The sequence below is a fragment of the uncultured Methanobrevibacter sp. genome (assembly GCF_900314695.1).
GTDB lineage: Archaea > Methanobacteriota > Methanobacteria > Methanobacteriales > Methanobacteriaceae > Methanocatella.
Window position 1 is genome coordinate 1 of the sequence record NZ_OMWD01000010.1, and the last position, 15,022, is coordinate 15,022.

Annotated in this window: 12 protein-coding genes; 7 read left to right on the forward strand and 5 right to left on the reverse strand. The window is 32.3% G+C overall.

The features are described from left to right. Positions 1-304 precede the first annotated feature (304 nt). The 3 genes from QZN45_RS04265 to QZN45_RS04275 all read right to left on the reverse strand — a co-directional run bounded on the left by QZN45_RS04265 (position 305) and on the right by QZN45_RS04275 (position 4,398). The gene (locus QZN45_RS04265; RefSeq protein WP_292605383.1) at positions 305-1,306 is read right to left on the reverse strand and encodes a tRNA-dihydrouridine synthase; all 1,002 of its coding nucleotides are present in this window, start codon (positions 1,304-1,306) and stop codon (positions 305-307) included. Between the two features lie 115 nt (positions 1,307-1,421). Next, complete coding sequence (oadA, locus tag QZN45_RS04270) at positions 1,422-3,134, reverse strand: sodium-extruding oxaloacetate decarboxylase subunit alpha (protein WP_292605381.1); 1,713 nt, start codon at positions 3,132-3,134, stop codon at positions 1,422-1,424. 169 nt (positions 3,135-3,303) lie between these two features. Next, complete coding sequence (locus QZN45_RS04275) at positions 3,304-4,398, reverse strand: inositol-3-phosphate synthase (protein ID WP_292605379.1); 1,095 nt, start codon at positions 4,396-4,398, stop codon at positions 3,304-3,306. Positions 4,399-4,557: 159 nt separating this feature from the next. Here QZN45_RS04275 and QZN45_RS04280 point away from each other — a divergent pair, with 159 nt between their 5' ends. From QZN45_RS04280 to QZN45_RS04295, 4 genes are all read left to right on the forward strand, one after another. Continuing rightward, entirely contained in the window at positions 4,558-5,400 is an 843-nt protein-coding gene (locus QZN45_RS04280) for a UbiA family prenyltransferase (RefSeq protein WP_292605377.1), read from the forward strand. A 12-nt stretch (positions 5,401-5,412) separates the two neighbouring features. After that, positions 5,413-7,125 carry a glycosyltransferase family 39 protein gene (locus tag QZN45_RS04285; protein WP_292605375.1) on the forward strand — a complete coding sequence of 571 codons (1,713 nt, stop codon included), beginning with the start codon at positions 5,413-5,415 and terminating at the stop codon, positions 7,123-7,125. Positions 7,126-7,262: 137 nt separating this feature from the next. Continuing rightward, complete coding sequence (locus QZN45_RS04290) at positions 7,263-8,810, forward strand: NERD domain-containing protein (RefSeq protein WP_292605373.1); 1,548 nt, start codon at positions 7,263-7,265, stop codon at positions 8,808-8,810. 101 nt (positions 8,811-8,911) lie between these two features. Beyond that, positions 8,912-9,091, forward strand: a complete 180-nt coding sequence (locus QZN45_RS04295; RefSeq protein WP_292605371.1) for a 4Fe-4S binding protein — start codon at positions 8,912-8,914, stop codon at positions 9,089-9,091. A 36-nt stretch (positions 9,092-9,127) separates the two neighbouring features. On the opposite strand, the gene QZN45_RS04300 is transcribed toward QZN45_RS04295, so the two are convergent. Next, positions 9,128-10,180 (reverse strand): N-acetylneuraminate synthase family protein, encoded by a 1,053-nt coding sequence (locus QZN45_RS04300; RefSeq protein ID WP_292605369.1) that lies wholly within the window; start codon positions 10,178-10,180, stop codon positions 9,128-9,130. Between the two features lie 8 nt (positions 10,181-10,188). Beyond that, positions 10,189-11,853: a cytidylyltransferase domain-containing protein gene (locus QZN45_RS04305; RefSeq protein ID WP_292605367.1), complete on the reverse strand. Its 1,665-nt coding sequence runs from the start codon at positions 11,851-11,853 to the stop codon at positions 10,189-10,191. An 88-nt stretch (positions 11,854-11,941) separates the two neighbouring features. On the opposite strand from QZN45_RS04305, the gene hypD reads away from it, so the two are divergent. From hypD to QZN45_RS04320, 3 genes are read left to right on the forward strand one after another with little or no spacing between them, the layout of a single operon-like run. Continuing rightward, positions 11,942-12,985 (forward strand): hydrogenase formation protein HypD, encoded by a 1,044-nt coding sequence (hypD, locus tag QZN45_RS04310; RefSeq protein WP_292605385.1) that lies wholly within the window; start codon positions 11,942-11,944, stop codon positions 12,983-12,985. Between the two features lie 7 nt (positions 12,986-12,992). Continuing rightward, complete coding sequence (locus QZN45_RS04315; RefSeq protein WP_292605365.1) at positions 12,993-13,697, forward strand: phosphoglycolate phosphatase; 705 nt, start codon at positions 12,993-12,995, stop codon at positions 13,695-13,697. An 8-nt stretch (positions 13,698-13,705) separates the two neighbouring features. Continuing rightward, positions 13,706-15,016: a TldD/PmbA family protein gene (locus QZN45_RS04320; RefSeq protein ID WP_292605363.1), complete on the forward strand. Its 1,311-nt coding sequence runs from the start codon at positions 13,706-13,708 to the stop codon at positions 15,014-15,016. The last annotated feature ends 6 nt before the right edge of the window (positions 15,017-15,022 follow it).

Genomic DNA, 15,022 nt, shown 5'->3' on the forward strand with positions numbered 1-15,022 from the left:
ACATATATCCGGCTAATAAAAGAAATACTAATTTCACATCAAGAAATCACATCGATGTGAAATTTCAAGTGAAAAAAATTCTAGGATTTCAACATTGCCATTTCCCAAATCGTTTCAATCTAAAAAAATAATCTAGCGATGTTGAATGGTTGTAAATATATAACTACTGAACCTTGAATTGAGTTCAGATTAAAAAAAAAAGAAGGAGACATTATCAAAAGTCATCCACAACAAAGGATTGAAATTAATGCCATTTTTCCTCAATGAAATTTAAACAAAATCAACTCTATAAGCTAACTAAAATTTAAAAATGTTTAAAGCAAGTACTGGTTTTTTTAGAGTAGCAGTTATTGCAGCTTTGGCAAATTGAAACTCCCCCACCATTGGCTTTCCAATCGGCTAAAAAGTCAGCCTGGGCCACAAATGGCTTGGACATTGACATTAACTCAACTTCAGTATTATTCAAAACATCATTCATAGATTTCATGTCCCTTAGAGATCCCCCTAAAATTACAGGAATGTCAATTTCATCAATTAATTTGTCAACATAAACTAAAAACGGATTTTTTTCATTCCCATCATAAAGATAAGAAATTGTACGTGCAGTCAATTGAATACTATCTGCACCCGCTTTTTCAAGTTCCTTTGCAACTTTCAGACTTTCTTCAGCAGTCATTCCATCTTTTCTAACATCCCACGGATTAATCCTAACACTCACATGCATATCCATTGTTTTTTTAATTACTTTAATGATTTCTGATGCAACCCTTACGCGATTCTCAGTATTTCCACCATATTGGTCTTCTCTTTGATTGAAATAAGGATTTATGAAACGTGCCAGATAAAAATTATTTCCCATGTCGATTTGAATTCCATCAAAACCTGCGAACGAGAATTTTTTAGCCGCCATTATTACTTCAGATTGCAATTTCCTAATTCCTTCAATTGTCAGGTCATTTGGTTCAGCTTTTTGATTGTCACCATCATCATAGTAAAAGAATGCCAATTGTCCAAGAATAGGAACATCATGATTATGGCAAATATCGGTTATCATCTTATAATCTTTTACAAAACCCACATAATTTAAATTTGCGGAGTATGATGCGAAACGGTCTTTGTAATCAAGCGCAAACATTTCAGATATTATCAAACCTGCACCGCTACCTGCAATTTTTTCATACCTATCATAAATAGCCGGAGAAAGAAATCCCCCTTCTTCTGTTTCAGTTTCCCAAGTTCCGGTTCTGACAATTCTACTATTAAGTTTTAAATCTCCAAATTGACATTCATCAAAAATATCCTTCATAATAATCCCACAAATAACTACTTCTTTATATTATATAATTTTAAAAAGTATATAAAAACATTAGTAAGTTTAAAATTACTGAAAAAAGCAAAAAAAAAGAGTAAAAAAAGGTAATCTATTGGATTACCATTAATGTATCGCCTGCACTAACTGCATCTCCAGGCTCTATAAAGATTTCTTTTACAACACCATCCACTTCAGACTGAATGTCATTTTCCATCTTCATAGCTTCAATGACACAGATAGTGGACCCTTTTGTAACTTTATCCCCAACATTAACATTGAGTTTAATTACCATACCCTGCATGGATGAAGTGACTCCACCTTCAACTGGTTTGAAGTTTCCTGAATCGGTTTCTTCAATTTCCATAAATCCGGTAGGCATGATTTTAACTTCAAATACATCCCCATCAACTTCAACATTATATTGAGTTGGAATTCCGATTGCATCATTTTCATCCATTAAAGAAGGTGCTTTAAGTTCTTCCTCTTCAGCTTCTCCTTTAAGGAATTTAGGAGCTATCGGTGGGTATAATGCATAAGTTAATGCATCTTCATCAGATTTGACAAATCCTTCCTTTTCACCTTCAGATTTGAATTTATCAAATTCAGGTTCCAATAAATCTGCAGGTCTGCAAGTAATAACTTCTTCGTCACCTATGATTCTTTTAGATATTTTTTCATCTACAGGTGCTGGAGGTTTACCATACATTCCTTTCATATATTCTTTAACTTCGTTAGATACTGTTTTGTATCTTTCTCCACCTAATACATTCATTACGGATTGAATACCTACAATTTGACTTGTCGGAGTTACAAGAGGTGGATATCCCATATCTTTTCTAACACGAGGCATTTCTTCCAATACATCATTGTATCTGTCAAGAGCATTTTGCTCTTTAAGTTGTGAAATGAGGTTTGAAAGCATTCCACCAGGAATTTGGTACAACAACACTTCAGCATCAATACTTTCAGAAATCGGATCTAAAATACCAGCGTATTTTTCTTTAATATCATCGAAGTATTTTTTAATGTGAGTTAATAATTTTAAGTCAAGACCAGTGTCGAAATCTGTGCCTTGCAATGCAGCAACCATACTTTCAGTAGGTGGTTGGCTTGTTCCCCAAGAGAGAGGTGAAATAGCAGTGTCTAAAACATCAACTCCCGCTTGACAAGCTGCATAATAACTAATAGGAGTCATACCACTGGTACAATGACAATGCAAATCTACAAGCAAATCAGTTTCTTCTTTTAGAGCTGAAACTAAATCATAAGCAGCTGAAGGAGTAATTAAACCAGCCATATCTTTAATAGCTACAGAATCACAATCAAGAGCCTCAAGATTTTTAGCCAATTCTACAAAATCATCCAAAGTATGTACTGGACTAATAGTATAACTAATTGTACCTTGAACATGTGCTCCTTGGTCTTTAGCAACCTTAATTGCTTTTTCCATATTTCTAATATCGTTTAAAGCATCGAAAACCCTGAAAATATCCACACCATTTTCATAAGATTTTTCAACGAATTTTGTTACAACATCATCAGGATAATGTTTATAACCCACCAAATTTTGCCCTCTTAAAAGCATTTGGATTGGTGTTCTGTTAAATTCAGATTTCAATTGTCTTAATCTATCCCACGGGTCTTCATTCAAATATCTAATACATGTATCAAAAGTAGCTCCACCCCAGGCTTCTACTGAAAAATAACCTACTTTATCCATTTCTTCTGCAATAGGAATCATGTCCCTAGTTCTCATCCTGGTAGCGAGTAAAGATTGATGAGCATCACGAAGAGCTGTTTCTGTAAATCTTACTTTTGCCATTAAATTACACCTCTTTTAATATTTATTTAAAAATAATCAATAATAATCCAACTATAATATATGTTTTTTGTATTATATAAATTTATTATATTAAATATTAAAAAAAAGGCAAAAACAAGAGTTGAAATAAAAAAAGAATTAAATAAAAAAAAAGTGAAAAAATGAAAAATTATCTTTCTAATTCGCCAGAAATGAATTTTTCAACATTTTCATATGCTTCATCATCAGTGTATTGAATAGGAGGGTGTTTCATTGTATATGAAGAAATAGAAATTAATTGTCCACCAATACCTCTTTCTAAACCAATTTTACAACACCTTACAGCATCAATTACACATCCTGCAGAATTTGGAGAATCTTCTACACTTAATCTGAGTTCAATATTCATTGGAACATCACCAAATGTACGTCCTTCCATTCTGAGGAAACATAATTTATTATCGTTTTGCCATGGGACATAATCACTTGGACCTATGTGAATATCACGATCATCCATTCTTTGAGTTAAAACTGACTGAACAGCCTCTGTTTTAGATTCTTTTTTAGAGTCTAATCTGTCCCTATTTAACATATTAAGAAAATCAGTGTTACCACCAGTATTTATTTGATAGGTCTTATCTAATTTTACACCCCTATCCATGAATAAATTAGCTAGTGTTCTGTGAGTGATAGTAGCACCAATTTGAGCTTTAATATCATCTCCAACAATAGGAATTCCTTTTTCTTTGAATTTTGCATCCCATTCATCATCACTAACAATAAATACAGGCATACAATTGACATAAGCGACATCTGCATCAAGAGCACATTGTGCATAGTATCTTGCTGCTTCTTCAGAACCCACAGGCAAATAATTTACCAATATTTCAGCACCGCTTTCTTTTAAAACACTTACTACATCTACAGGCTCCTCATCACTTACAACAAATGTGTATTCATCATCATAATTAGACATATGATCTGCAACACCATCTAAAACATGACCCATGCTAACTTTAACATCATATTTTGGAATGTCTTTTTGGAAAACAGTAGTACAATTAGGTTTCGCAAAAATTGCTTCATCAATTGTTTTTCCTACTTTTCTTGCATCAACATCAAAAGCCGCAACGACTTCAATATCACTAGGTTCATATCCTCCAATATCCCAATGCATAAGTCCTATTGCATCTTCTGGTTTTTTACCATCATAATAATGAATTCCTTGGATAAGGGAACTTGCACAATTACCAATTCCAACAATAGCTATCTTAATTTTATTCAAATATAACACCAGCTAAATAATTTAATTTGAGTATAATTTTTATTAAATAAAATACTAATATTATGTATATAATAAAATTATATAAAAGTATGCTTTATTTAATACAATTTAAAAAAAATAATAAAAAAATAAATGATTATTATTCTTACGAGAGATAATATGAATCCCTATATTGAAATTATAAGACCAGGCAATGCAATTATGAGTGCAATTGTCATAATTTTAGTTGCAATTATTGATAGAAGCTTTAATTTGCCAATATTTCTTGCAATGCTTGCAGTATTTTTTGAAACTGCTGCTGGAAATGTAATCAATGACTATTTCGATTACCATATCGATTTGATAAATAAGCCTGAAAGACCTATTCCTTCCGGACGAATATCTCTAAAAAATGGGAAAAACTATGGATACCTATTATTTATTCTTGGTACAATCTGCGGTTTTCTAATAAGTTACTTGACCAATAACTGGATTCCATTTTTGATTGTTTTACTGGCTGATGTTGTGCTTTATCTGTACGCTTACAAATTAAAGTCAACACCATTGATTGGAAACCTTGCAGTAGGATTTATGACTGGATTTGGATTTGTATTTGGAGGATTTACATTAAACCATGAAAGCATAATAATCACATCCATATTCTTAGGATTTTTTGCATTTGTCATGACAACTGCACGGGAACTTGTAAAGGATATTGAAGATATGGAAGGAGACAAGTTAGAGGGTGCAAAAACACTGCCAATATTATATGGAGAAAGAATAACTTCAATTTTGGCATTCATACTAATTATCATTGATTGTGCTTTATGCCCATTGCTATACTATGTCAATATCTTCGGTTTATATTATCTTATAGTTATAGCCATTGCAGTTCTGCTATTCCTATACTCCGCATTTTTAATAATTAAAAATCAGGATAAAACCACAGCAGCCAAAGTCTCAAAATATCTAAAAATTGGAATGCTGATTGCATTTGTGGCTTTTATATTCGGATCATTTTAATGAGGTATCAAAATGAATTTACAGGAACATAAAAAGGATATACTCGCAATATCATCCCTATTAATAATCGTGACTGCAATAACGTTATTGCTTCTAAATATTGATTTGAAAGTCGGAGTTTACTATGTCAGAGACGTATTCTTCTATTTGAACAATGCATTGTTTTATGCCGGCTATGATACTGGATTAGCAAATACACGAGGATTATCTCCTTTAATTCCAATGATAACCTCAATCTTTTTTAGAATGGGATTCATATCCGATGGAACAATAATCATTGTAAGTAGCGTATTTTACATATTTTCGGCTTTGGGAATGTATTTTTTACTAAGGCTAAGATTTGACGAAGTTTTAAGTTTTACAGGATCAATGATTTTATCAACATTTCCGCTGATTATTGTATGGGTTACAAAAGGAATGCTTGATATACCTGGATTGTGCTTTTCAATCTGGTCCGTTTACTTCATGCTTTTAGCATTCCGGAAAAATACGAAATATTTCTACATTGCATTCCCATTAGTTGCCCTTGGATTTTTCACAAGATTTACGGTAGTCTTAATGATACCCGTACTTTTGATTCAATTTTTCATGGTCAAAAAACCTATCACTTACATTAAAGAGAATTTAAAAGACATTCTCATTGGAGTAGGTTTTGGAGCATTGGTTTTTGCAATATTCATTGGAATTTATCAATATCTAAACATTGGAATGTTTTTCTTAAGCCAAGGCCAGGACATTTCAGCTTCAACTCATGCAGTCATTGATACAACATACAACAACATCTTTTATTATAAAGACAACTTTTTAATTTATATGGGAGCCAATCATTTCATTCCATATTCCCTCAAACCAGGAGCATTTAACATCTCCCAAATGCAATGGATTGGAGGACACCCATCAAGAATATCATACCTATTCCTAACCATATTAATTGTTGGAGCAATAATATATCTGACAAAATTATTCAGCTCCCAGAATAGAGAAATAATGAAAAATAAGAAAAATATGATATGCCTTGCGATTTTTATCGTAGGAACAGTAATATTCCAGTTAACATTTATCAAAATTTCAATTGTTCTTTCAATAATAATTATTTCATTAGCCCTTTTAGCTCTTTATAGAGGATTATATAAAACAGACATGGATGATTTTCCACTGGATTTTATAATGATTTACTGGTTTGTAGTCAATTTATCATTCTTTACCTACCATCACATAAAAGTGGACAGATATTTCATACCGATGTTTCCAGCCATCGTGTATTACATAATTTTATCATTAGCATTAATATTTGACAAATTGAAATCCATCAGATACATGGACAAGATTAAGGTGATAGCTCCGATTGCACTGATTTGCATAATACTGTTATGTACAGGAATTTATGCAATGGGAAATTCACCGCACACCTTTGACAATCAGATGCATCCAAACTTTGAAAGTGCAGCATCCGAAGAAAAGGCGGTGGGTGAATGGTTAGTAAATCACGACCCCCAATATATGAATAAAACAATTTGGGCAGATCGTGGTGGAGACATGTCATTTATACTGAAAATGCAGATAGACTCATACGAAAAACAATCTAATGAAACAAACTTCACGGACGAAATGGTTAAAAATAATGTTGATTACTTCATTGCCAAAGATAATAAGACAATCAAAGAACCATTTACAAAGATATACCAAAACGGAGATGTTTATTTATATTCAAATAAAAATAAATAAAAATAAGTAATTAACTGATGAAAATAAGGAAAAATTTAAATAATAATATTGCATCAAAAATTACCTTACTTTAGAAACATATATAATAAAAAAAATAAAAAAGTAATATCATAACAAGTAATTATAAAGAGGATAATATGAAAGTTGTATGCTGTAAGAACTGTGGTGCGAAATACCAACTCGATGATAACGACGACATTACTACATTCGAGTGTTCTTCATGTGCAGGAGAGTTAGAATATTTAGAAGAGTATTCTGATGATAGCAAAAAATCCCGTTCATCTTTTATAGATTCATTCAGATATGATAATTCATATATTGTCCAATGTGAGGATTGTGGATTAAAATATAAAATTAAAAGTAGCGATAGCATACTTGATTATGAATGTGATAGTTGCGGAGGTTCTTTAAGATATCTTGATGATGATATGAATAAGGAACTGGACAATTATCTAAAAGAAAGGAAAAAAGAAGCTGCTAAATTCAGAGAAGAATCTAAATCAAAGTCTAATGATTCAACACCTGAAGAAACAAAAACAGAAGATAACCTATCCTTAAAATCATTTACTAATAAACTAGAAAACTTCTTCTCAGAAGAACATATGTTAGAAATAGCTGATGATGAGAAAAAACAGCAAGAACAAGAAAAAGAAAAGGAACAAGCTGTTAGAACTGCTAGAACAACCATACCTCAAGCAGTCATGACCAAATTTGGAAAAGAATTTGCGGTTCCAAAAACAAATGATTATAACATCATGAAAAACTTCCTTAAAGAGGAATTCATGAAAGGAATCAACGAAACTTATCCAAAAATTGAAGAAAGCAAATCTAATGGGTCTTTTGGAAGTTTAATAGATAAAATTAGTATTAAAGAACCCGATGAAAGTGCTGAAGAATCAAATATTTCATTTATTGAAAATGGCGGACCTGAATTTAACATGCCGGATATGGATCCGAATACAACAATTCTTGCCATAGGTGCAGTCATATTTATATTAAGTGTAATTGAGATTCTCATTATCAACAGTGGAATTGGTATATTTACATTAATTATTGGCGTGGTTATCTTAATTTATGGATTTTATAAAACTCGTGATGTAAAAGAAGTAGAAGAAAGAACAAGAATTATTAGAGAACATTTATTAACCCTTCCTGATGATTACTATGTCTTCTACAATGTTAAAACCCCAACTTCATCATCCAGTATAAACCATTTAGTTGTTGGTCCAACTGGAATCTATGCACTTCTCTCACAAAAATACAATCCAAAACTCAGGTTAGAATCAGAAAATGAAAACTTGAACATGATTGGATCCAGTGAATTAGATGAAGACAAAATTGAAGAAGTAACCACTTCAGAAAACAAGAGCAAATTCAGGTATACAACTAAGCAAGCTAAATTTTCACAAGACAATAAAATTAAGCAAAAATCATTGAGTTTAGGTGAAGATTTAATTAATTTCCTTAACGATAACAATATCAAAAACTGTTTTGTTGAACCTTTAGTCGGATTTATCAACAATGAAGTTGTTGTAATCAATATGCCACTAACTGATGAGGACTTGTTTGTTGAAGAACTTTTAAATAAAATCGAAACAGGCACAATAAAATTGGATAGTGAAACAATTGACAAATGCGCTGTTTTAATTAACAAATATTCTGCAGATTGTTCTGCAGAAATTTAATTTCTTTTTTTATTATTATTTTAAAATCACTTAAAAAAAATATCATATTTATATACTAAAAATCTAAATTAAATTATATAAATAAAATGGAGATTGAAAAAATGGCAGATATTACAATAGATATGGAAAAATGTGACCACTGCGGTGATTGTAGCGATGTTTGTCCTATGGAAGTTTTAGTACTTAAAGACGGCAAAATAACTATTAATGACCCTGATGAATGCAGTTACTGTGAAACATGTGTTGACATGTGCCCTAACGAATGCATTACAATAGAATAGGTCAAATATTTAAAAAAAAACACCACATCACCAACATCATTGCAACATTTCAAAATCAATTAAAGTATCTTCCAAAATATCAACAGTTGCAACTTTTCCAATAACATCACCAACATCGGTTGGAGATATGCCAGTTCCTGGCCTTTTAAATGCAATATCTGATTTTTCGATTACTTTACCCTTAGCAATATCTTTTTTAGCCACAACAGATCTTCTTATTTCTTTTCTTGTAGCAGATTCACAAATCAAAGGTTGTTTATTGATGCGACCGCTAATTTTAGATAGGAAGTTTAAATTATCTTTAAATTTTAAAACATCATCAACATCCATTGCATGAGCATGGTCATTGCCCGGTAAAGTCTTATCTAGAGTGAAATGCTTTTCCAAAATTACTGCACCATAATTATATGCTGTTGTTAAAATCATCATGTTTTCATCGGATTTTGTATGGTCAGAGTACCCAATTTCATAATCAGGGAAATTTTTGGCTAAATCTTTAATCATTAAGAGATTTGCATCCTCATAAAATGTAGGATGTGATAAAACACAATGCAAAATAGCTATATCTACAGTAGAAACCTCTTCAATTGCATCAATTGCATCTTTAATTTCTTTCAAAGTCGATGCTCCTGTTGAAAGCAATATCGGCTTATTCTTACTTGCAATATACTCAATGAATGGGATATTTGTTATGTCTGAAGAGGATATGGCATAAACATCCATAAACTCATCCAAATAATCAACAGCTTCAAAATCATAAGGTGTTGACAAAAACATGATTCCAACATCATTACAATAATCAGATAACTGTTTGAAATCATCACGACCAAATTTATCGAATTTTTTAAACAATTCAAACTGAGAATCAATTGGTTCGTCAGACAAATCCCAATAAGCAGGAGCATTTTGAGATATTATATTTTTCAAACTGTATGACTGAAACATTACTGCATCAACACCGCATGACTTTGCCTCATCAATCATAAGCTTTGCGGCATCAATGTCTGAAATCCCTTCTTTTTGAGCAATGTCAAAGAAATTAAATCCAATATCTGCGATTAAAAATGGTCTTTTATTAAAAATATTCAAATGAACACCTATTTACGTAATTTAAACCTTCTATATTCAGCTTTAATAGTTGATGAAATATTATCAAATCCATTTTTCAAATCAATGGAGAGCATTCTTTTATTCATTTCAATTCTTTGATCAAAATTATTTACAAGACTCACAAATTGCTCGCCAATTTCCGTCTCGTCAACATTCACCCCAAGACCCAAGTTGATAAATCCAGCTGCTTCACTGCAAAAGACATGAGTAAGTTCCCTTTCATCCCGACTTAAGCAAATTGTTGGAACACCCAATGAACAGATATCATATGTTGTTTTTCCAGCGGAAGTAAAAATAATGTCTGCTTTAAAAATGAATTCGCTTATATCTGATACGTTAGTATAAACCTGAATGGCAGGATTTGATTCAATTTTAGATACAAACTCTTCTTTATTAGGATAATCCAATCCCAAAATAATGTTTATTCTACCTTGATAATTAGTAGCCAAAATAGAATTCAATACCTTTCCGGTTAAGTTGTCCAAATCGCTTCCATCGAAAAATATCAATACATTTCTTACTTCATCAGTGATTATTTTTTGAGGTTGGAAATAGAATTCTTCCTTCAAGATATAATATTTATAACCTGAAAATATATTTTTTTGAGAGGAATCATGCTCATAGAGTGAATCAAATACAACATCGGCAAATTCACTGCCAACACCCAAATCTTCAAAGTTAACAACGAAATAACCTTCATTTTTTAATTTAAGAATATATTCCGAAGATGTGTCTAAAATATCATTAACAACAATTTGAGTATGGAATCTTCGTAATTTTTCAAATAACTCATCTTCACCATCGTAAACATCAAAAGGATAATTATATTTCTTTAAAATATCAATACCTAATGGATGATTCTCATCAATTAAAAATAGGATATCATGGAAAACGAATTTTGAAGCCATAGATAAGCATCTGTCAATATGTCCTGTTCCAATTTCTTCATATGCATTTACAATAATCGCAACCCTTTTCTTTTGAAGGTAATTTTCAGCAACTATCCAATCTTCCTTATTAACAATGTCGATACTTTCTTCCCTTGATAATTCAACCAAATCAATATTGGTTCCCAAACGTGAATCTTCATGTACAAATGACCTACGAGTAGCTAATATAGCTCCAGTTTCCTTAAATGACTTTGGCAACAACTCTTTTTCAACTCTTTTAATGTATAATGGGAAATATCTCTTGTTATCCTCATCATATCCCCAATTTAAATGCCTATCATCTACAACAGTAACAACACTATCTATTGAGAAGTCTTCAAATTTTTCAATAGTCTTGTCCAGTGTCTGTGTTTTAAGCAACGGAGAAGTAGGCTTTAAAGTTATTACAATATCATATTCATCAAAAGTTAATTTTTCTTTTTGAATCATTGCATTGTGAACAAGCGCATCCAAAGAAACAGGTTCCTCTTCAACCAAATTAGTATATCTAATCACACTTGCGCCAAATTTTTCAGCAAGCAATGCAATTTCAGAATCATCAGTAGTAACAACAACATCATCAACATATTGGGATAGTTTAGCGGTTCTAATTGAGTAAAAAATTAATGGCCTACTGTAAAGTAAACGCATATTTTTACGAGGAATGACTTTAGAACTGCCCCGAGCCGGAATTACTACTAAAATTTTATTATTATTAAACATAACAATCCCTAGAAATTTACAACAAAATTTAATTAATACAATTAATATATTTATTATGTAATATTAAATCTTCGGTGTTAATATGAATATGAAAAACATGTCACAAGAATTATTAAAAAGAATAAAAGAATTATCCGCACCTGTGAAAATAATGCATGTATGCGGATCTCATGAACACACAATCATGGAAAACGGAATTAGAAGTTTGCTCCCGGATGAAGTTGAAATTATTGCAGGTCCAGGTTGTCCAGTTTGTGTCGTTCCATCACGTGAAATTGATGAGGCATTGGAGCTTATCGACAAGGGAGTTACAATCACAACATTTGGAGACATGCTAAGAGTTCCAGGTTCTGAAAGGTCTCTTGCTGATGCTAAAGCTGAAGGCGGCGATGTGAGAGTAGTGTATGGAATCAACAGAGCTATTGAAATAGCTGAAAAAGAAGACAACGATGTTGCATTCATATCCGCAGGTTTTGAAACAACCGCACCTACAACAGCTGCAGAATTATTAGCAAAACCTCCTGAAAATTTCTCAGTGCTTTCATGCCACAGATTAATTCCACCGGCAATTGATTTTTTAATCAATTCAGGAGAAACAAGCTTAAATGCATTAATACAGCCAGGACACGTTTGTACAATTATTGGAACAAAACCATTCGAATACTTCTCAACAGACTTTGGAATCCCACAGGCAGTAGCCGGATTCAATCCATTAGACATATTGATGTCAGTTTATATGATTCTAAGACAAATTCATAATGAAACACCGAAAATAGAAAATGAATACAAAAGGGCAGTTCGAGAAGAAGGAAATGTCATTGCCCAGGACATGATTGATCAGGTATTTGATGTTACTTCAAGAGAATGGAGAGGATTTCCAAAAATACCTAATTCAATTTTGGAAATAAAAGATGAATTCAGTGAATTCAATGCCCGTGAAAAATATGACATTGAAGTGAAAGACGTTAATGAAGCTCCTAAAGGATGCATATGTGGACCTATTTTAAGAGGACTTGCACGTCCTGAAGACTGCAAACTATTTAGAAAAGCATGCAATCCACTCCATCCAATCGGAGCATGTATGGTAAGTAAAGAAGGAACCTGCAATATTGCACATAGATATTCAAGATAGTGATAAAATGACAATAGAAGCGATTGCAGTAGATATTGATGGTACAATTACAGATGAAAAAAGACAAATTTGCATTTCTGCAATTGAAGCATTGAGAAAAGCGGAGTCAAATGGGATTCCCACCATCATCGTTACAGGAAATGTTGTAAATTATGCTTATGCAGCAGAAGTATTAATCGGATGCAGCGGAGGACTAGTTGCTGAAAATGGCGGCGTTGTTTTTAAAGAAGGAGAAAACAACAATGCCGTTGAAACAATGGTTGAAAGAGATTTTGTAACATCCGCAGAAAAACACCTGAAAGAGAAATTGGGTGAAAAATTCGACAAACATGCATCCCACGACAATATGTATCGCCTGACAGAAACCGTATTTTACAAAACTCTGGCCAGAAGCGAACTTGAAGAAGCACTGAAAGATTTTAAGTACATCGAACAATTAGAATTATACGACAGTGGATTTGCTCTCCACATTACTGATAAAAGAGTTAACAAAGGAACTTCACTTAAATATTTATGTGAAAGGAATGGAATCAACATGGATAATGTCATGGCCATTGGAGACAGCCAAAACGATGAAGACTTTTTAAAGCAGGCAGGTTATAAAATAGCTGTCGGAAATGCAGAAGATAAATTAAAACAGATAAGCACATATACCTGCGAAAATAACTTTGGTGACGGTGTAGCTGAAGCTATTGAAAAATTTGCCCTATAAGTGATAATATGATTTATGAAATAGCTGAAAAAGCAAAAAAAGAAGTTGAAAACAATTGTGATGCTTATGAAATTTATGTTGATGAATCCAAACTTATTGAACTGGATTCTAAACAGGACGAATTAAATTTTGCAAAAGAAGAAATTGAAGCAGGAATAGGAATTAGAGTAATAAAAGACAATAAGATTGGTTTTGCATTTACTTCAAACCTCAATAAAATTTCCGAAACCGCAAAACAGTCAATTGAAAATACAAAATTAAACAAAATCGATGAAAATTATTCCTTTGCAGAAGTGGAAAAAGTAAAAGATGTCAAAAAAGTTTATGATAAAAAATTTAACGACCTTGACCTGAATGAATCCGTGGAATTGCTAAAAAGTGTGATATCACAGGCTAGCGATAGCGGATGTGAAGTTACGGAATCTGGTTTTTCTGCAAGCGCTGGAAGGTCATTAATACTTAACTCAAACGGTGTTTCAATAGAAAATAAAGGAACAGGATTTGGCATAGCATTATCAGTGACCATTCAAAAGGATGGTGAAGTTGCAACAGCATATAATTCATCATCATCAAGATTTTATGATTTGGATGGTGAAAAATTAGCCAATGAAGTATGTGATTTGGCCAAAAGTTCTTTAAATTCAAAACCTATTGAAACAGACAATTATAATGTTGTTCTTGACTATTACGCTGCTACAGGACTTCTTCAAACATTCATCACAGCATTTGATGGTGAAAATGTGGCAAGAGGAAGATCAATATTGAAAGATAAAATCGGCACCGAAATAGTCAACCCATCATTGAGCATTATTGATAACCCATTACTGGAAAAGGGAATGAATACAACAAGATGTGATGGTGAGGGAAGCGTATCCGAAACTACCGAATTGATTAAAGACGGTGTTTTGAATTCATTTATCTATGACATCTACACAGCAAATAAGGAAGGCGTGAAAACAACATCAAATGGATATCGAGGAAGCTATTTATCAACTCCAATGATTTCCCCATCAAATCTTGAGTTCAAATTTGATGAAATGAAAGATTTATCCGAAATTAAAAAAGGAGTGCTGACTACCAGCGTACTTGGAGCGCATACTGCCAACCCAATTTCAGGAGACTTTTCAGTAGAAGCAAATAACGCATTCAAAATAGAAAATGGAGAAATTACCGAACCAATCAATAAAGCAATGATTTCAGGAAATATCTTTGAAATCATGAAACAAGTAGAAGGATTAAAATCAGAAATCAAGCAATACGGTTCATTTATTCTTCCAAAATTATTGGTGCATGATTTAAGAGTGGTTGGTCAAAATTAAAAAAAG

Bases quoted from the DNA above. Each gene is read 5' to 3' on its own strand.
- QZN45_RS04265 (WP_292605383.1), bottom strand. From the start codon at position 1,306: ATGAAGGATATTTTTGATGAATGTCAATTTGGAGATTTAAAACTTAAT.
- oadA (WP_292605381.1), bottom strand. From the start codon at position 3,134: ATGGCAAAAGTAAGATTTACAGAAACAGCTCTTCGTGATGCTCATCAA.
- QZN45_RS04280 (WP_292605377.1), top strand. From the start codon at position 4,558: ATGAATCCCTATATTGAAATTATAAGACCAGGCAATGCAATTATGAGT.
- QZN45_RS04285 (WP_292605375.1), top strand. From the start codon at position 5,413: ATGAATTTACAGGAACATAAAAAGGATATACTCGCAATATCATCCCTA.
- QZN45_RS04290 (WP_292605373.1), top strand. From the start codon at position 7,263: ATGAAAGTTGTATGCTGTAAGAACTGTGGTGCGAAATACCAACTCGAT.
- QZN45_RS04295 (WP_292605371.1), top strand. From the start codon at position 8,912: ATGGCAGATATTACAATAGATATGGAAAAATGTGACCACTGCGGTGAT.
- QZN45_RS04305 (WP_292605367.1), bottom strand. From the start codon at position 11,853: ATGTTTAATAATAATAAAATTTTAGTAGTAATTCCGGCTCGGGGCAGT.
- hypD (WP_292605385.1), top strand. From the start codon at position 11,942: ATGAAAAACATGTCACAAGAATTATTAAAAAGAATAAAAGAATTATCC.
- QZN45_RS04315 (WP_292605365.1), top strand. From the start codon at position 12,993: ATGACAATAGAAGCGATTGCAGTAGATATTGATGGTACAATTACAGAT.
- QZN45_RS04320 (WP_292605363.1), top strand. From the start codon at position 13,706: ATGATTTATGAAATAGCTGAAAAAGCAAAAAAAGAAGTTGAAAACAAT.